The following is a 17,099-nucleotide window of genomic DNA, read 5'->3' as shown; positions in this document are numbered from 1 at the left end:
ACGGGCCTGCCGCCGGCCCCGCGCGGCGTCCCGCAGATCGAGGTCTCCTTCGACATCGACGCCAACGGCATCATGCACGTCACCGCCAAGGACCTGGGCACCGGCAAGGAACAGAAGATGACCGTCACCGGCGGCTCCTCGCTGCCGAAGGACGAGGTCAACCGGATGCGTGAGGAGGCCGAGCAGTACGCGGAGGAGGACCACCGCCGCCGCGAGGCCGCCGAGTCCCGCAACCAGGGCGAGCAGCTGGTCTACCAGACGGAGAAGTTCCTCAAGGACAACGAGGACAAGGTTCCCGCCGACGTGAAGACGGAGGTGGAGACCGCCGTCAACGAGCTGAAGGAGAAGCTCAAGGGCGAGGACAGCGCCGAGATCCGCACCGCCACCGAGAAGGTCGCGGCCGTCTCCCAGAAGCTGGGACAGGCGATGTACGCGGGTGCCCAGGCCGACGGTGACCCGCAGCCGGGCGCCCAGCAGGCCAAGGCCGACGACGACGTCGTCGACGCGGAGATCGTGGACGACGAGAAGGACGCCAAGGGCGGTGCGGTGTGACCGAGGAGAACTCGGGTTTCGAGGAGAAGCCCGACGTCCCCTCCGGCGCCACCCCTGACGGAGCTGAGCCGAAGGACGCCTCCTCCTCCCCCAAGGAGGAAGAGGCGGCCCCGGCCGGGGACGCAGTAGAGACCGTCGGTCTGACGGCCCAGCTGGACCAGGTCCGTACCGCGCTCAACGAGCGCACGGGCGACCTCCAGCGGCTCCAGGCCGAGTATCAGAACTACCGTCGCCGCGTCGAGCGGGACCGGGCCACGGTCAAGGAGATCGCGGTCGCGAACCTCCTGTCCGAGATCCTGCCCGTGCTCGACGACATCGGCCGGGCCCGGGACCACGGCGAGCTCGTGGGCGGGTTCAAGTCGGTGGCGGAATCGCTGGAGACGGTCGTCGCCAAGCTGGGCCTGCAGCAGTTCGGCAAGGAGGGCGAGCCCTTCGACCCGACGATCCACGAGGCCCTGATGCACTCGTACGCGCCGGACGTCACGGAGACGACCTGCGTGGCGATCCTGCAGCCGGGGTATCGGATCGGCGAGCGCACCATCCGCCCCGCGCGGGTGGCGGTGGCCGAGCCGCAGCCGGGCGCGACTCCGGCCGCGGCCAAGGAAGAGAAGGCAACCGACGAGGAGAGCGGTGGCGGCGAGGAGGTCTGACATCCCGTCTGACCAACTCGCGGCGCACCGCCCGGCCGTGCGACCGGCTCACAGGCCGGTCGCACGGCCGATCGTCCGGAAGGAGGGACGTCGATGAGCACGAAGGACTTCGTCGAGAAGGACTATTACAAGGTCCTCGGCGTCCCCAAGGACGCCACCGACGCCGAGATCAAGAAGGCGTACCGGAAGCTCGCCCGCGAGTTCCACCCGGACGCCAACAAGGGCGACGACAAGGCGGAGGAACGCTTCAAGGAGATCTCCGAGGCGAACGACGTCCTCGGTGACGCCAAGAAGCGCAAGGAGTACGACGAGGCGCGCGCCCTCTTCGGCAACGGCGGGTTCCGGCCCGGGCCGGGAGGCGCCGGGGGCAACTTCAACTTCGACCTGAGCGACCTCTTCGGAGGGGCCCAGGGCGGTGGCCCGGGCGGCGCGACCGGCGGAGCCGGCGGCTTCGGCGGCGGTGGCGGTCTGGGCGACGTCTTCGGCGGTCTGTTCAACCGGGGAGGCGCGGGTACGCGGACGCAGCCGCGCCGCGGGCAGGACATCGAGTCCGAGGTGACGCTCAGCTTCACCGAGGCGGTCGAGGGGGCCACGGTCCCGCTGCGGATGTCCAGCCAGGCGCCCTGCAAGGCGTGCTCCGGCACCGGTGACAAGAACGGCACCCCCAGGGTCTGCCCGACCTGTCTCGGCACCGGCCAGGTGTCGCGCGGCTCCGGCGGCGGCTTCTCGCTCACCGACCCCTGCGTCGACTGCAAGGGCCGGGGCCTCATCGCCCAGGACCCCTGCGACGTCTGCAAGGGCAGCGGCCGGGCGAAGTCGGCCCGGACCATGCAGGTCCGGATCCCGGCGGGCGTCTCGGACAACCAGCGGATCCGGTTGCGCGGCAAGGGCGGTCCCGGTGAGCGCGGTGGACCGGCCGGCGACCTGTACGTCGTGGTCCACGTCGACGCGCACCCGGTCTTCGGCCGCAAGGGCGACAACCTCACGGTCACCGTGCCCGTCGACTTCACGGAGGCGGCGCTCGGCGGCGAGGTGAAGGTGCCCACGCTCGGCGGCCCGCCGGTCACCCTGAAACTCCCGGCCGGCACCCCCAACGGGCGTACGATGCGCGCCCGCGGCAAGGGCGCGGTCCGCAAGGACGGCACCCGGGGGGACCTGCTGGTCACCGTCGAGGTGACGGTGCCCAAGGATCTCGGCACCGAGGCCAAGGAAGCACTGGAGGCATACCGGAAGGCGACCGCGGGCAGCGATCCGCGGGCGGACCTCTTCCAGGCGGCGAAGGGAGCTTGAGGTGGACGGCCGACGACGTAATCCGTACGAACTGACCGATGAGACACCGGTGTACGTGATCTCGATCGCGGCCCAGCTCTCGGGCCTCCATCCGCAGACACTGCGCCAGTACGACCGCCTGGGGCTGGTCTCGCCCGACCGCACGGCCGGGCGCGGCAGGCGCTACTCGGCCCGCGACATCGAGCTGCTGCGCACGGTTCAGCAGCTGTCGCAGGACGAGGGCATCAACCTCGCCGGCATCAAGCGCATCATCGAGCTGGAGAACCAGGTCGCCGCGCTCCAGCAGCGCGTCGCCGAGCTCACGGCGGCGGTGGACGGCGCGGCGGCGGCGATGCAGCAGCGTGAGGCCCAGGTGCATGCCTCGTACCGGCGCGATCTGGTGCCGTACCAGGACGTGCAGCAGACCAGCGCGTTGGTGGTCTGGCGGCCCAAGCGGCCCAAGGACTGAGCGGAGCCGGAGATTTCCGGGGGATGCCCCGGAACTCCGGCCAGAGCGCCGGGGAGGCGACCGAGGGGTCGGCTCCCCGGCGCTCTGCCGTGTGCGCCGTGCTCTGTGCGCCGCGTGTCCGGTGCCTTGTGATGTGACCGGGCTCCGACGCCAGGAGGGCGGACGAAACCCTCCTCCGTCCGATCACGTCCTGCCTTGTGGAGCCGCGGACGGGCGGGGGGCGACACCGTCCCGCGCGGTCTCGCCGCACCACACCACGCGTCACGGGCCGGGGGCCGAGCCGCCCGGCGGCACAGTCGGGAGTCAGCACGCATGTCCATGGTCGGTCTCTTCTGGATCACCGCAGCGTCGGCGCACATAGGCGCCCCGCCCAACGGGACCGGTCCCGGTGTGCTCCTCACCGAGGAGGGCCTGACCGGGCTCGGGGAGGACCAGCGCGGCACCTGGGCGTGGCGTGACATCCGGCGCGCGACGGTGGTCGGCGCGCCCGTACGGTCCTCGCCGGGCCGGGTGGCCGGGATCCTGCTGGAATCCGTGACCACCGTCGCCTTCGGCGGGTTCGACGACGGCCCGGCGATGTTCGTACGCCTCGACACCCCCGACGGGGAAGTGGAATGGACCGTGTACGCGCCCGCCGCCTCCTACGGCACAGCCGAGTTCCGGCTGTCGCGGGACCTGCTCGACGCGTATGCGGACGGCCGTGCCACCCCCGCCGCCCTGCTCGCCTGGGGCCGTGCGTGGCAGGGCGGGACCCCCGGACGGGCGAAGCGGGAGGAGCTCCTGGCGGAGTGGGGCGGGCCACCGCGTACGGCGTGAGCCGGTCGCGGGGCCGGTGGCCGCGTCGGACGCACCGGAAGGGCCGGGCCCGGGTCCGGGCGGCGGTGCCGGTGGTGGGGCGGGCGAGGCGACCGGGTCGGGGCCGCTTTCCGGGGCGAACGGCCTCCCCGCGACGGCCTGTTGCGCGCTCGTGCGCGCGAAGAGCCGGACGTCTCGGGCCGGGAACCGGTCGTACCGGCACGGTGACACCCCGCGGGGCCGGTGCTCCGGTGTTTCGCGATCGCGACCGTGTCAGTCCGGCACCTGTTCCAGAATCCCTGAACGCGCGATCAGGTAGCCGAGTTGGGCGCGGCTGTTGCTGCCGAGGACGGCGGACAACTTGGCGACGTGCGCGCGGCAGGTACGGACGTTCATGCCGAGGCGGCGGGCGATGGAGTCGTCGACATGGCCCTCCACGAGGAGTTGGGCGATGGACCGCTGAACTCCGCTGATCCCCTCGGGAGTCGGTTCGTACTTGACCTCTTCGAGGAGCGGCGCCGCCCGGGTCCACAGCTGCTCGAACACCTTGACGAGATACTCGACGAGCCCGGGGTGGCGCAGTTCCAGGGCGACTTGGCGGTCGTCCTGGGCGGGGATGAACGCCACGGTGCGGTCGAAGACGATGAGCCGCTCGATGAGTTCTTCGAGCGTGCGGATCTCCACGTTGTCGTCGGCCATCCGCTCGGCGTAGGCCAGGGTGCCTGGGCTGTGCCGTACGGTGTGCTGGTAGAGGGTGCGGATGCTGACACCGCGATCCACTACGGAAAGACCGCGTTCCAAGGCTTCGCTGAGGCGATCCTCGCTGCGTCCGCCGCCCGGCTGGACGGTGAGGACTTCCGATCGGCACTCCGCCGTGGCGAGGTCCAGCGCCGCGTTGATCCGGTTGACCCCTTCCAGCACCGTGATGGCGTGAGTGGTCGGCGGATCCTGCGCGCTGATGTCCATGAACGGCTCGAAGGACTCGGTGAGCAGGACCGAATGCCGTCGGCGCTCCTGGATCTCACGCTCGATGGGATGCAGGTGTTTCGCCAGGGCGGCGGACGGCGGTACGGGGCGAAGCCAGTCGGCGTCGTCGGGGTCGGGGTGCAGCAGGGCGAAGTCCATGAGGCAAGGAGCCGGTTCCACTTCGCTCCTGGCGATACGTCCCGACCGCAAAGCGCTGGCGTACAGCCGTACTCCTGGCTCGCAGAGTTCGGTGATCCCATGAGGATGTGTCGGCTTTGTATTACTTGTGACCATATTCTCCACCCCCCAGGTTCCTGAACATGCAGGAACATGATGCATCGACCCGGTGGTGTTCGTGTGCCCAGGTGAGACATCGTCTTAGGTGCGGGGGAGAAGAATCCACAAGTGAGGACGAAGCCGACTATGTATAAGCGAATGCTTCGCTCGGCGCTTGCCGTCTCGTTCGCCGCGGCCCTGGGACTCGGGGCGGTGAGCGGCAGCGACATCGCATGGAGCAGCGAGGCGGCATCCTCGCCGGGTGACATTGCGTGGTCCACCCAGGCGTCGGGTGACATCGCCTGGTCCGTCCGGGCCGCGGCCCCTGGTGACATCGCATGGGTCACCCCGGCCACCGCCCAGGGCGACATCGCATGGGGTGTCCAGGCGGCGCCCGCGCCCGGCGACATCGCCTGGTCCACGCCGAACCACCTGGGCGCATGACCATCCCGCCGGACGACCGGACCTTCCGGCGGGAAATGGCCACGGCCTACCGATCAGGCTGGCATTTCATCGATCTCGTCACAGCCCTCCCCCGCCGTGGCGACTCGCTGATGGTCACTCTGTTCGGCGACCCCATCGTTGTCGCGCGCGAAGAAGACGACGAAGTGCGTGCGTACCGCTGCCTGCGCAAGCCGCGCGGAGCACCGCAGCCCGTCCGCTGCGCGATCCGGTACGACATGATCTTCGTGAATCTCGACCGGCGGGACCACCAGCTGTTCCAACCAGAGACCATTTCCGCCACCCCCCGCAGTGCCTGAGCGATCCCCCGTCGTTACACGTCGCTCAGTCACTCCCCCACACAACGGCGTCATCGTGACCTGAACACGATGACGCCGTTGTGCTTTTCCCGTGGCGTGTCGCGCCCTGCCGTGCCGTGCTCCGGCGGGGCGCGTGCCCTGCCGTGCCGCGCCCCAGTCCTGCCGGGGCTCTTGCCCCGCGGGGTTCATGTCCTGTCGGGGGTCACGCCTTGCCGAGCGCCCGGTCCAGGGTGATCTCGATGACGACGCGGTTCGGGTTGGGTGCCGGCGTGCGCCCGTAGCGTTCCTCGTAGCGGCGTACGGCGTCGGCGACGGCCTCCTCGTCGGCGCGTACCCGCGCGCGCCCCTCCAGCGTCGCCCAGCGGCGCCGGTCGACCTGGCAGACCGCCACGCGGGCGCCGTCCGGGCCCGCCGCCAGGACGTTGGCCACCTTCCGGGTGCTCTTGTCGCTGATGACGCGGGCGAGCCCGGCCCCCGGGTCGTACGTCACACCCACCGGCACCACGTGCGGCGAGCCGTCGGGGCGAGGGGTGGTCAGGGTGCACAGGTGGTGCTCGCGCCAGAACGCGAGGTACTCGGGGCTCGGATTCGTCGGGTCGACTGCCATGGGCACAGCGTAGGCAGGGGCCTCCTGGCCTGCGGTGGCGGTGGTCCCGTCCGGCCGGTTCACTCGGAGCGGGGCGCCCCGGCCTCCCCTTCCGCGACGCGGACAGGCCGGCGGTGCGAACGGGGCGGACGGCACGGCAGTGGGCGTGTACGGAAAACTGGGTTGAGTGGAATAGACTCAACTTAGTAGACGTTGACCAAGTCAGTGTTGTGGAGAGAGCAGCCACCGCAAGGAGGAGACGACGCACGTGGACGCCGAGCTGACCAACAAGAGCCGGGACGCCCTCAACGCGGCCACCAGCAGGGCCGTGAAGGGCGGTCACCCCGACCTGACCCCCGGGCACCTGCTGCTCGCGCTGCTCGCGGGCGAGGACAACGAGAACATCACCGATCTGCTGGCCGCCGTCGAGGCCGACCAGATCGTGGTGCGTACCGAGACGGAACGGCTCCTGGGCGCGCAGCCCAGCGTCACCGGCTCGACCGTCGCCCCGCCGCAGCCCAACCGCGAGCTGCTGGCCGTCATCGCCGACGCCGCGCAGCGCGCGAAGGACCTCGGTGACGACTACATCTCCACCGAGCACCTGCTGATCGGCATTGCCGCGAAGGGCGGGCGGGCCGGTGAGATCCTCTCCGAGCAGGGCGCCGGTGCGAAGAGACTGCTGGACGCGTTCGAGAAGAGCAGGGGAGGGCGCCGGGTGACCACACCCGACCCGGAGGGTCAGTACAAGGCTCTGGAGAAGTTCGGCACGGACTTCACGGCCGCCGCGCGCGAGGGCAAGCTCGACCCGGTGATCGGGCGTGACCAGGAGATCCGGCGCGTCGTCCAGGTCCTGTCCCGCCGCACCAAGAACAACCCGGTGCTCATCGGCGAGCCCGGCGTCGGCAAGACGGCCGTCGTGGAGGGGCTCGCCCAGCGCATCGTCAAGGGCGACGTCCCCGAGTCCCTGCGCAACAAGCGGCTGGTCTCGCTGGACCTCGGCGCGATGGTCGCGGGTGCGAAGTACCGCGGCGAGTTCGAGGAGCGGCTGAAGACCGTCCTCTCCGAGATCAAGGAGAGCGACGGGCAGATCATCACGTTCATCGACGAGCTGCACACCGTCGTCGGCGCGGGCGCGGGCGGCGACTCCGCCATGGACGCGGGCAACATGCTGAAGCCGATGCTGGCGCGCGGCGAGCTGCGCATGGTCGGTGCCACGACGCTCGACGAGTACCGCGAGCGGATCGAGAAGGACCCGGCTCTGGAGCGGCGCTTCCAGCAGGTGCTGGTGGCGGAGCCCAGCGTCGAGGACACCATCGCGATCCTGCGCGGCCTCAAGGGCCGGTACGAGGCCCACCACAAGGTCTCCATCGCGGACTCCGCGCTGGTGGCCGCCGCGACCCTGTCCGACCGCTACATCACCTCCCGCTTCCTCCCCGACAAGGCCATCGACCTGGTCGACGAGGCGGCGTCCCGGCTCCGCATGGAGATCGACTCCTCGCCGGTCGAGATCGACGAGCTCCAGCGCGCCGTCGACCGCCTGCACATGGAGGAGCTGGCGCTCAGGAACGAGTCCGACGCCGCCTCCAAGGAGCGTCTGGAGAAGCTCCGCCGCGACCTCGCGGACAAGGAGGAGGAGCTGCGCGGCCTCAACGCCCGCTGGGAGAAGGAGAAGCAGGGCCTCAACCGCGTCGGTGAGCTGAAGGAGCGCCTCGACGAACTCCACGGCCAGGCCGAACGCGCCCAGCGCGACGGCGACTTCGACACCGCTTCCAAGCTGCTGTACGGGGAGATCCCGGGCCTGGAGAGGGAGTTGGCGGAGGCGACCGAGGCCGAGCAGGAGGCCGCCAAGGACACCATGGTGAAGGAGGAGGTCGGCCCGGACGACATCGCGGACGTCGTCGGCTCCTGGACCGGCATCCCCGCCGGACGCCTGCTGGAGGGCGAGACGCAGAAGCTGCTGCGCATGGAGGACGAGCTCGGCAAGCGCCTCATCGGCCAGACCGAGGCCGTGCGGGCGGTGTCGGACGCGGTACGGCGTACCCGTGCCGGGATCGCGGACCCCGACCGGCCCACCGGATCGTTCCTCTTCCTCGGCCCGACCGGGGTCGGCAAGACGGAGCTGGCGAAGGCGCTCGCCGACTTCCTGTTCGACGACGAGCGGGCGATGGTCCGCATCGACATGAGCGAGTACAGCGAGAAGCACAGCGTCGCGCGGCTCGTCGGCGCCCCGCCCGGATACGTCGGCTACGAGGAGGGCGGCCAGCTCACGGAGGCGGTCCGCCGCCGCCCGTACAGCGTCGTCCTGCTGGACGAGGTGGAGAAGGCGCACCCCGAGGTCTTCGACATCCTGCTCCAGGTCCTCGACGACGGCCGGCTCACCGACGGACAGGGCCGGACGGTGGACTTCCGCAACACCATCCTGATCCTGACCTCGAACCTGGGCAGCCAGTTCCTGATGGACCCGCTGACCGAGCCCGAGGTGAAGAAGGAGCAGGTCCTGGAGGTCGTACGGGCCTCGTTCAAGCCGGAGTTCCTGAACCGGCTGGACGACCTGGTGGTCTTCTCCGCGCTGAGCGGCGACGAGCTCGCGCACATCGCGAGGCTCCAGATCGACCGGCTCGCGAAGCGACTGGCCGACCGTCGGCTCACGCTGGACGTCACGCCGGAGGCCCTGGCCTGGCTGGCCGAGGAGGGCAACGACCCGGCGTACGGTGCCCGGCCGCTGCGCCGCCTCATCCAGACGGCGATCGGGGACCGGCTCGCCAAGGAGATCCTCGCGGGCGAGGTCAGGGACGGGGACACGGTCCGGGTGGACCGGGCCGGTGACGGTCTGCTCGTCGGCGCCGCCTCGTAGCCCTACCGGGGCGCGTCACTCTCCCGGCGCCGGGGCGTCACTCCCCCGGCGCCGGGCAGCCATCGCCTGGAGGGATCATTCCGTTCCCTCTGCTCCTTCTGGGGCCCGGCTCCTTCCGCGGGGCCCGGCGGGACCGGCCCGCACGGGCCGCTTGTCAGCTCGTGGCGGATCGGCCCCGCCGGGGCTTGCCATCCCCCGCCCGCCATGGGAGAGGATGTCGGCAACCGCACGAAGGGAAAAACACGGTGAGCATCGATCCGTCCTCGATTCCTAATTTCGGGGGCCAGCCCGAACCGCAGGCCGCAGGACCGGAGGGCCCCGTCGTCCCCGACCAGGACCTCGTCAAGCAGCTCCTGGACCAGATGGAACTGAAGTACGTCGTGGACGACGAGGGCGACCTCGCCGCGCCGTGGGAGGAGTTCCGCACCTACTTCATGTTCCGCGGCGAGGCCGAGCAGCAGGTCTTCTCGGTCCGTACGTTCTACGACCGCCCGCACGCCGCGGACCAGCGCCCGGTCCTCCTCGACGCGATCGACGACTGGAACCGCCGCACCCTGTGGCCGAAGGTCTACACGCACACCCACGAGGCCGAGGAGGGTTCCGACGACACCGGTACCTCGATCCGGCTGATCGGTGAGGCGCAGATGCTCATCGGTACGGGCGTCAGCCTGGAGCACTTCGTCTCGTCGACGGTCAGCTGGGTGCGCGCCTCTATCGAGTTCGACAAGTGGCTCCAGGAGCGTCTCGGCCTGGCCCCGTCCGAGGAGAAGCCGGAAGGCGCCGACGGCACCGAGCAGGCCGCACCGGACGCCTGACCGGTACGAGCGGGCAAGCGGGCGGGGGCGGGCCGGAACGGCCCGCCCCCGCCCGCGCCGCGTTCGTCCGGCTCGCCGGCAGGACGGCCGGCCGTTCCCGGGACACCGGGCCCCCTCGGGACGGCCGCTCGTTCTTCAGGACGCCAGTCGCTTGAGGCGGTCCACCACCTCGTGCAGGACCTCCGTCCGCTTGCAGAAGGCGAACCTCACGAACGGCGCGCCCTGCTCGCGGTGGTCGTAGAAGACCGCGTTCGGGATGGCGACGACGCCGCACCGCTCGGGCAGCGCCCGGCAGAAGGCGAAGCCGTCGCTCTCGCCGAGGGGGCGGATGTCGGTGGTGACGAAGTACGTGCCGGCCGGTCGGTAGACCTCGAAACCGGCCTCGGCGAGCCCGCCGCTCAGCAGGTCCCGTTTGGCCCGCAGGTCGGCGCGCAGCTCGTCGTGGTAGCTGTCGGGCAGGCGCAGCGCCTCGGCGACCGCGTACTGGAGCGGGCCCGCGGACACATAGGTCAGGAACTGCTTCGACGAGCGGACGGCGGCCACCAGCTCGGGGCTCGCGGTGACCCAGCCGACCTTCCAGCCGGTGAACGAGTACGTCTTGCCGGCCGAGCCGATGGTGACGGTGCGCTCGCGCATCCCGGGGAAGGTGGCGAGCGGGAGGTGCTCGCCCTCGAAGACCAGGTGCTCGTAGACCTCGTCGGTGACGACGAGGAGGTCCCGTTCGCAGGCCAGCGCGGCGATCGCGCCGAGTTCCTCGCGGGTGAGGACGGTGCCGGTGGGGTTGTGCGGGGTGTTGAGCAGGATCAGCCGGGTGCGGGGGGTGACGGCGGCCCGAAGCTCGTCGAGGTCCAGCCGGTAGCTGCCGGTGGCCGCGTCGGGGTGGAGGGTGACGGGGACGCGCACGCCGCCCGCCATGGCGATGCACGCGGCGTAGGAGTCGTAGTACGGCTCCAGGGCGATGACCTCGTCGCCGGGCTCCAGCAGCGCCAGCAGGGACGCGGCGATGGCCTCGGTGGCGCCCGCGGTGACGAGGACCTCGGTGTCCGGGTCGAGGTCGAGCCCGTAGCGCCGCCGCTGGTGGTCGGCGATCGCGGCGCGCAGTTCGGGGACGCCGGGGCCCGGCGGGTACTGGTTGCCGTGCCCGGCGCGCAGGGCACGTACCGCGGCCTCCCTGATCTCCTCCGGGCCGTCGGTGTCGGGAAAGCCCTGGCCGAGGTTGATGGAGCCGGTCCGTACGGCCAGTGCCGTCATCTCCGCGAAGATCGTCGTGCCGAACTCGGCGAGGCGGCGGTTGAGCAGCGGTCGTCCCTGAGTCATGGCCGCCATCCTGCGCGCAAGCTCTGGAGTTGCTCAAGTCTGATTTCGGCGTACGGGGGCGGGGCATCCCCCGTACGAGAACATCGCCATGATGTGAGTCGAACGGCACGACGACGTGTCGGACGGACGACGGCGCGTGAAGAAGCGGGGGACCTCGCTTCGGGGGAACGGAAGGACGTGAGGTCGATGGAGATATTCGTCGGAGTGGTGATAGCGGTCGCTGTGATCGGGCTGCTCGTCTCGCTCGTGGTGAAGGCCGGTGGCCGGAAGAAGACGCGGGGGAGGGGCGGGCGTCGGGGCAGTGGCGGCGGTGACAGCGGTGGCGGCAGCTGGTGGGCGGGCGACAGCGGTGGTGCGTCCTGCGGAGGCGTCAGCGACTCGGGCGGTCACTCGGGCGGTCACTCGGGCGGCCACTCCGGGGGGCATTCGTGCGGGGGCGGCCACTCCTCGTGCGGCGGGGGCGGCTGCGGCGGAGGCGGCGGCGACTGATACGGCGCGGACGGCATGCGGCAGTCGATGCAGCGCGAAGTCGCGTGGCGCGGTCGCCCGTGGTGAGTCGTCACGAAGCGCTCGAACGAGGAAGAGTTGGTGCGAGCGGTTCGTAACAGCGCGGTGAGTGCGGGCAGTTGCTGTAGGCGCCGACGCGGGCGCGGCTGATCCGCGTCCGCCGCGGAGCCTCGTGCCCCGGCGCCCGGCCGGTGTGCGAGGTCGGTGTACGGAAGGTGCCCGGTGGGTGAACTCCCGCCGGGCACCGTTTTGTTGGGACTTTCGCGAGTTATCCGGTGAACAGATGAACCGAGGGGCCCCCGGGCGGATGGAAACCACGGCAAGTTGGGCAAAAACGCTGTGGATGCGGCTTACTTCGTGATTCCCTCGGTGGAGAGAACCTTCAGCCCTCGGACCCGAGTTGGACCTGATCGGGCGCTTCCAAACCTCCCACGTGCATCGCGTCGGAGGCGTCCCCTGTCCATGTGTCCACGCTTTCTTGCGGAGCCGACCCATGCTCACGACCCTCCAGACGGCCTATTCCGACACCCGTGCTGCCGACCTGGCCTGGGCGTTGGGGCGCGAACCGCTCCCCGCCCTGGCCGTGCTCGACCTCGAGCTCGCGGGAGCCCGACTGCAACTGCGCCTGCTCGGCGCCTCCCACCAGGTGCTCCTGGAGGAGGAGCACGGCAACTGTTCCGAAACCGTCGCGTGCATTCCCGGCAGCAGCACGCCGTTGCCGCTCGGCGTCGCCAAGCGGCTCGGTGAGTGGGAGTACGAGTTCGCGGCGCGCGTGGAGACGCTCTCTGCGGGTTCGTTCGCGGGGCGGGCGCAGGAACTCCTCGCCCTGGTGGCCGATCATCCGCACGGTCTCGCCGGGACGTTCCCCGGCAGTCCGCACGCCTTCACGGCGATGCTCGCCCAGCGGACCGGGGGACAGGTGCGGTGGCGGACCTGGCACGCGTACCCGCAGGAAGGCCAGTTGGTGGTGACGCGTACGCGCGTGGGGGTGCGGATGCCCGCGGCGGCGACGCTCTGAGGCGGGTCGAAATCCTTCGGAGGCGGCTTCCTCGGTGCCGACTCCTCTGTGAGTACGCCGCTTACACCCTTGTGGGTGACCAAGAGCCACCTTCTCGTAACGTAGCGTTCGCCACATGATCGACCAGCAGGTCTCGCTGCGAGGGGGCGCGGCGCACCTTCCCGTACGGCCGAGGACCGGCCGCTGGTTCGTGCTGTCCGCCGTCTTCGTCTGCGCCGCCTGCGGCCTGGTGTACGAGCTCGAACTGGTGGCGCTCGCCTCGTACTTGATCGGTGACTCCGTCACCCAGGCGTCCGTCGTGCTCTCCGTGATGGTGTTCGCCATGGGGGTCGGCTCGCTTCTCGCGAAACGTTTGCGCAGCCGGGCGGCGGTCGGCTTCGGGCTGATCGAGGCGCTGCTCGCGCTCGTCGGGGGTTCGTCGGCGGTGGTGCTGTACGCGACGTTCGCCTGGTTCGGGGAGTCGCGGTATGCCCTGGTGGGTTTCTCGCTCGCGATCGGGATCCTGATCGGTGCGGAGATCCCGTTGCTGATGACGCTGATCCAGCGCGTCGACCGGCAGGACGCCGGGGGCGCCGTCGCTGACCTCTTCGCCGCCGACTACGTGGGCGCGCTGGTCGGCGGGCTCGCGTTCCCCTTTCTGCTGCTGCCGATGCTCGGGCAGCTCACCGGGGCGCTGTTCACCGGAGCGGTCAACGCGGCGGCGGGCGGGGCGCTGGTGCTGTGGGTGTTCCGGCGGGACCTCGCCCCGCGTTCCCGGTGGCTGCTGCTCGTCGTCAATGTGGCGGTGATCGCCCTCCTCGCCGTCGCTGCGGTGCTGGTCGACGACTTCGAGCGGGCGGCGCGGCGCGCGGTGTACGGGGGTGGGGTGCGGGTCGCCGTGCAGACCGGGCTGCAGGAGGTCGTGCTGACGGGGACGGGGCGCGGCTCGCTGAGCCTGTACCTGGACGGGCGGCTGCGGGTCAGCGCGCGCGACGAGTACCGCTACCACGAGGCGCTGGTGCACCCGGCGATGGACGGCCCGCGTGCCCGGGTGCTGATCCTGGGCGGGGGCGACGGGCTCGCCGCCCGGGAGGTGCTGCGCTACCCCGACGTACGCGGCGTCACCGTCGTCGAGCTCGATCCCGGCCTCACCCGGCTGGCCCGTACCGACCGCGCCCTTTCGGCGCTGAACCGGCACGCCTATCGCGACGCCCGGCTGACGGCCGTCGACGCGGACGCCTTCACCTGGCTGCGGGCCGCGCGCGACCGCTACGACGTGGTGATCTCCGACCTGCCCGACCCAGGGATCTCGGCCAGTACGAAGCTCTACTCGGCGGAGTTCTACGGGCTGGTCGCCGAGGTGCTGGCGCCGGGCGGCCGGGTGGTGGTGCACGGTGGTCCCTCGGTGTCCCGGCCGCGTGCGTACTGGACGGTGGAGGCGTCGATGAGGGCGGCGGGCCTGCACACCCGCCCGTACCGGATCAGCGGCCGGGGCACCGATTTCGCGGCCGGGCCCGACCGGGCCACGCACCGGGCGCGGGCCGAGCACGGCTGGGGCTTCGTCCTCGCCGGTGCGGAACGCGCTCCGGCGCTCCGGCTCGCGCCGTCGGTGCCGAGGCTGAGGTCGTTGACGGAACGCTCGCTGGAGCGCGCGGGACGGGACGCGGAGGACGCCCGGCCGCGCGGTCTGCCGCCGTCGACGCTGGTCCACCCGCGGTACTGGGAGGACCGGTGAGCCGGGGGAGGGAATCGGTGGTGGAGAGGGAGCCGGTGGGGCGACAGTGGGGAGTCGGGGTGGGCGTCGGCGGGCGATGGCGGGGGCGTCGGCGGGGCGCGTGCCGGGAGATCGCGACGTGGAAGCGCTGACGTGACGGCCGGGGCTGAGTAGGCTCGGTTTCCATGGAGCATGAGGTGTTCGTTCCGGTTTCGGTCCCGTCCCTGCGGCGGACGCTGAGTGATCCCGCCCGTGTCGCACGCTGCGTGCCGGGGCTGCAACAGGACGCCGACGCGTCGGCCGACCCGCTGTCGGGCCGGCTGCGGATCCGGGTCGACGGCCACACGATCACGTACCGGGGTGCGCTGCGGCTCACCGTCGTGCCGCGGGACGGTGCTGGCGGCAGGGCGGCTTCGGAGAGCCGGGAAGGCCCGGAGGGCGCGGAGGACCAGAGCCGGGGAGGCTCGCGTCGCTGCGATGTCCTGGTGGCGGGCGAGGGCGTCGAGGCCCGGGGCGGTGGCTCGGCGAAACTGACGCTGACGATCGGGCTGACCGAGCGGGACAGCGGTACGGCGATCCTGTTCGCGGGCACGGCGACGGGCGACGGGCGCATCCTGGACCTGGATCCGGCGGCGGCGCTCGCGACCGCCGTCCGCCTGCTGGACCGCTTCACGCAGCAGCTCGTGACGGAGACACTGACGGACGGCGAGTCTGCCGAGGGCCCGGAGGACAGTGGCCCGCAGGGCGTCGGCGCGCGGGACGACGGACCGCGGGACAGCGGCTCGGCGGACGAGGCCGGGACCGCGGACGGCCCGACGGGTGAGGTCACGGACGGTCCGGCGGATGGATCCGTGTCCGGCCACCCGGAGCGTGAGGCCCTTCGCGGTATCGACGACTCCGACCTCGACGAGGCGGAGCGGACCGTGGGAGAAGCGGTGGAGCAGGCCATCGAGGAGGGGGCCGAGGAGGCCGACACGACCGGCGCGGCCACCGCCCGGCCCGCCGCCGCTGCCGGGAGCACCGGCGACGACGACACCGACGGCGTGGACGACGGCGTCGACGACGACACGCCGCCCACGCACGAGGCCGCCCCCGACGAGGCGCCCGCCGCCGAGAGGCCCCCGGGCACGGGTTCTGTCTTCGACGCCCCCGTGCCCCCGCCGTCGCTCGACCCGGAGGAGGAGGTCGAGTTCACCGTCCCCGACGGTCCCCCGGCCGAGGCCGCGCACGCCCGGCGCACCATGATCGGCCGCAGTGCCGAGGAGGTCGACCACGCGCCGCCGCGTGGCAGGTATGCGCCCGTGCCGTCACCCGATTCGACCACCGCGGGAGCCACACTCCGCTGGGTCGCCCCCGCCGCCGCGCTCGCGCTCGCGTCGGCCGTCGTGGTGGGCCGTGCGTTGCGACGACGGAGGTAGTCGCGCCAGTAATGTCGGTCGCGTGAGTAGCAGTGAGAAGGACGTCCGGCTGTCAGTCGGCGACGCAGAGCTGACCGTGAACCCCGCCAACGGCTGCCGGATCGGCAGCCTCCGCATCGGTGGCACCGAACTGCTGCGGCAGGGGGAGCGGTACGGCTCCTTTCCGATGGTGCCGTGGTGCGGTCGCACCGGGTACGGGCTCTTCCGCAACGGCGACGTCCCGCACCGGTTGCCGCTGAACGCCCCGCCGCACGCCATCCACGGGACCGGCAGGGACACCGCCTGGCGCACCGCCCGGGTGGGCGAGCGGGACGCCTCGTTCTACTACGACCTCGTCGATCCCTGGCCGTATCCGGGCCGGGTGACCCAGACCTTCGAGCTGTCCGAGGACTCGCTGGTGCTCGCGCTCGGGATCGAGACGTACGGGAACTCGTTCCCGGCACAGGCCGGCTGGCATCCCTGGTTCCTGCGCAACCTGGGCGGCGGGGGCAAGGACGTGCAGGTGGCCTTCGATGCGGCCTGGCAGGAGGAACGGGGCGAGGACCATCTGCCGACCGGCCGCCGCCTCCCGCCGCTGCCCGGCCCCTGGGACGACTGCTTCGGGATGCCGGACGGTGTCGACGTGACCCTCACATGGCCGGAGCAGCTGGAGCTGACCGTGAAGAGCCGGGCCGAGTGGGTCGTCATCTACGACGAACAGGCGGAGGCGGTCTGCGTGGAACCGCAGTCCGGCCCGCCGAACGGGCTCAACACCGACCCCCGCTACGTCACCCCGATCGACCCGCTGGAGATCCGGACGACCTGGAGCTGGCGCAGGCTCTGACCACTGCCGGGATGTGGCGGTTCCGGGACGGGCCGGTACCGGACTCGGCCGGGCACGGGTAGGGGTGCGGGACCGTGATCGGGAAGGGGCCGGGCACGGGTCCGGGACCGGGCTGACCGGGATGGGGCCGGGCCGGTCGAGCGGGGACACGGGTCCGGTGGGGGCGCCGCGGCCGGGTCGGAGTCGGCCCGGCATTGGCCCCGACATGTGCGCCTTAGAGGTCGCGCGCGTAGGTGGGGCGGCGTCGCGTGCCGATGGGCGGCGCCTGGCGGCGTTGTCGTCGGTCGACGACGCTCCGCGTCGCCTCCCTCCTCCGCCTTGCCGGGCTTG

Annotated in this window: 17 protein-coding genes; 14 read left to right on the top strand and 3 right to left on the bottom strand. The window is 71.5% G+C overall.

What is annotated here, in order from left to right:
- The 5 genes from AB0E67_RS35380 to AB0E67_RS35360 form a co-directional block, all read left to right on the top strand.
- The coding region (locus AB0E67_RS35380) for an Hsp70 family protein (RefSeq protein WP_362034815.1) at window positions 1–552 on the top strand (552 nt) is incomplete at its 5' end.
- Complete coding sequence (gene grpE / locus AB0E67_RS35375) at window positions 549–1,202, top strand: nucleotide exchange factor GrpE (protein ID WP_073789022.1); 654 nt, start codon at window positions 549–551, stop codon at window positions 1,200–1,202. The genes AB0E67_RS35380 and grpE, both read left to right, overlap by 4 nt.
- A 93-nt stretch (window positions 1,203–1,295) precedes the next feature.
- Window positions 1,296–2,492, top strand: a complete 1,197-nt coding sequence (gene dnaJ / locus AB0E67_RS35370) for a molecular chaperone DnaJ (protein ID WP_362034813.1) — start codon at window positions 1,296–1,298, stop codon at window positions 2,490–2,492.
- A gap of 1 nt (window position 2,493) precedes the next feature.
- Window positions 2,494–2,940: a helix-turn-helix domain-containing protein gene (locus tag AB0E67_RS35365; protein ID WP_073789018.1), complete on the top strand. Its 447-nt coding sequence runs from the start codon at window positions 2,494–2,496 to the stop codon at window positions 2,938–2,940.
- 312 nt (window positions 2,941–3,252) lie between these two features.
- Window positions 3,253–3,756 (top strand): hypothetical protein, encoded by a 504-nt coding sequence (locus AB0E67_RS35360; RefSeq protein WP_362034811.1) that lies wholly within the window; start codon window positions 3,253–3,255, stop codon window positions 3,754–3,756.
- A 252-nt stretch (window positions 3,757–4,008) separates the two neighbouring features.
- Here AB0E67_RS35360 and AB0E67_RS35355 read toward each other — a convergent pair whose 3' ends face one another.
- Window positions 4,009–4,995 (bottom strand): helix-turn-helix transcriptional regulator, encoded by a 987-nt coding sequence (locus AB0E67_RS35355; protein ID WP_360119736.1) that lies wholly within the window; start codon window positions 4,993–4,995, stop codon window positions 4,009–4,011.
- 141 nt (window positions 4,996–5,136) lie between these two features.
- Here AB0E67_RS35355 and AB0E67_RS35350 point away from each other — a divergent pair, with 141 nt between their 5' ends.
- A complete protein-coding gene (locus AB0E67_RS35350; protein WP_199883322.1) occupies window positions 5,137–5,421 on the top strand; it encodes a hypothetical protein in 285 nt (94 codons plus the stop codon).
- Window positions 5,418–5,738, top strand: coding sequence for a (2Fe-2S)-binding protein (locus AB0E67_RS35345; RefSeq protein WP_351525674.1), 321 nt, complete (start codon window positions 5,418–5,420; stop codon window positions 5,736–5,738). Before AB0E67_RS35350 ends, AB0E67_RS35345 begins: the two co-directional genes overlap by 4 nt.
- Before the next feature lie 202 nt (window positions 5,739–5,940).
- Here AB0E67_RS35345 and AB0E67_RS35340 read toward each other — a convergent pair whose 3' ends face one another.
- The gene (locus AB0E67_RS35340; RefSeq protein ID WP_362034808.1) at window positions 5,941–6,345 is read right to left on the bottom strand and encodes a TIGR03618 family F420-dependent PPOX class oxidoreductase; all 405 of its coding nucleotides are present in this window, start codon (window positions 6,343–6,345) and stop codon (window positions 5,941–5,943) included.
- Window positions 6,346–6,592: 247 nt separating this feature from the next.
- On the opposite strand from AB0E67_RS35340, the gene clpB reads away from it, so the two are divergent.
- Both clpB and AB0E67_RS35330 read left to right on the top strand, forming a co-directional pair.
- Window positions 6,593–9,178 carry an ATP-dependent chaperone ClpB gene (gene clpB / locus AB0E67_RS35335; protein WP_362034806.1) on the top strand — a complete coding sequence of 862 codons (2,586 nt, stop codon included), beginning with the start codon at window positions 6,593–6,595 and terminating at the stop codon, window positions 9,176–9,178.
- A 245-nt stretch (window positions 9,179–9,423) separates the two neighbouring features.
- Complete coding sequence (locus AB0E67_RS35330; RefSeq protein WP_362034804.1) at window positions 9,424–9,993, top strand: YbjN domain-containing protein; 570 nt, start codon at window positions 9,424–9,426, stop codon at window positions 9,991–9,993.
- A 135-nt stretch (window positions 9,994–10,128) separates the two neighbouring features.
- On the opposite strand, the gene AB0E67_RS35325 is transcribed toward AB0E67_RS35330, so the two are convergent.
- Complete coding sequence (locus AB0E67_RS35325) at window positions 10,129–11,310, bottom strand: pyridoxal phosphate-dependent aminotransferase (RefSeq protein ID WP_362034802.1); 1,182 nt, start codon at window positions 11,308–11,310, stop codon at window positions 10,129–10,131.
- A 186-nt stretch (window positions 11,311–11,496) separates the two neighbouring features.
- Between AB0E67_RS35325 and AB0E67_RS35320 the strand changes: the two genes are divergently transcribed.
- The 5 genes from AB0E67_RS35320 to AB0E67_RS35300 all read left to right on the top strand — a co-directional run bounded on the left by AB0E67_RS35320 (window position 11,497) and on the right by AB0E67_RS35300 (window position 16,769).
- Window positions 11,497–11,799, top strand: coding sequence for a hypothetical protein (locus AB0E67_RS35320; RefSeq protein WP_362034800.1), 303 nt, complete (start codon window positions 11,497–11,499; stop codon window positions 11,797–11,799).
- Between the two features lie 511 nt (window positions 11,800–12,310).
- Complete coding sequence (locus AB0E67_RS35315) at window positions 12,311–12,835, top strand: DUF2617 family protein (protein ID WP_362034798.1); 525 nt, start codon at window positions 12,311–12,313, stop codon at window positions 12,833–12,835.
- Window positions 12,836–12,950: 115 nt separating this feature from the next.
- Window positions 12,951–14,549: a polyamine aminopropyltransferase gene (locus AB0E67_RS35310; RefSeq protein WP_362034796.1), complete on the top strand. Its 1,599-nt coding sequence runs from the start codon at window positions 12,951–12,953 to the stop codon at window positions 14,547–14,549.
- A 164-nt stretch (window positions 14,550–14,713) separates the two neighbouring features.
- Window positions 14,714–15,946 carry a hypothetical protein gene (locus AB0E67_RS35305; RefSeq protein WP_362034794.1) on the top strand — a complete coding sequence of 411 codons (1,233 nt, stop codon included), beginning with the start codon at window positions 14,714–14,716 and terminating at the stop codon, window positions 15,944–15,946.
- A gap of 22 nt (window positions 15,947–15,968) precedes the next feature.
- Window positions 15,969–16,769, top strand: a complete 801-nt coding sequence (locus AB0E67_RS35300; RefSeq protein WP_362034792.1) for an aldose 1-epimerase — start codon at window positions 15,969–15,971, stop codon at window positions 16,767–16,769.
- Window positions 16,770–17,099: the final 330 nt, after the last annotated feature.

This window comes from Streptomyces sp. NPDC032161, from assembly GCF_040636995.1.
Lineage (GTDB): Bacteria > Actinomycetota > Actinomycetes > Streptomycetales > Streptomycetaceae > Streptomyces.
The sequence above is the reverse complement of the archived record's forward strand: the minus strand, read 5'-3'. Positions and strand labels throughout refer to the sequence as shown.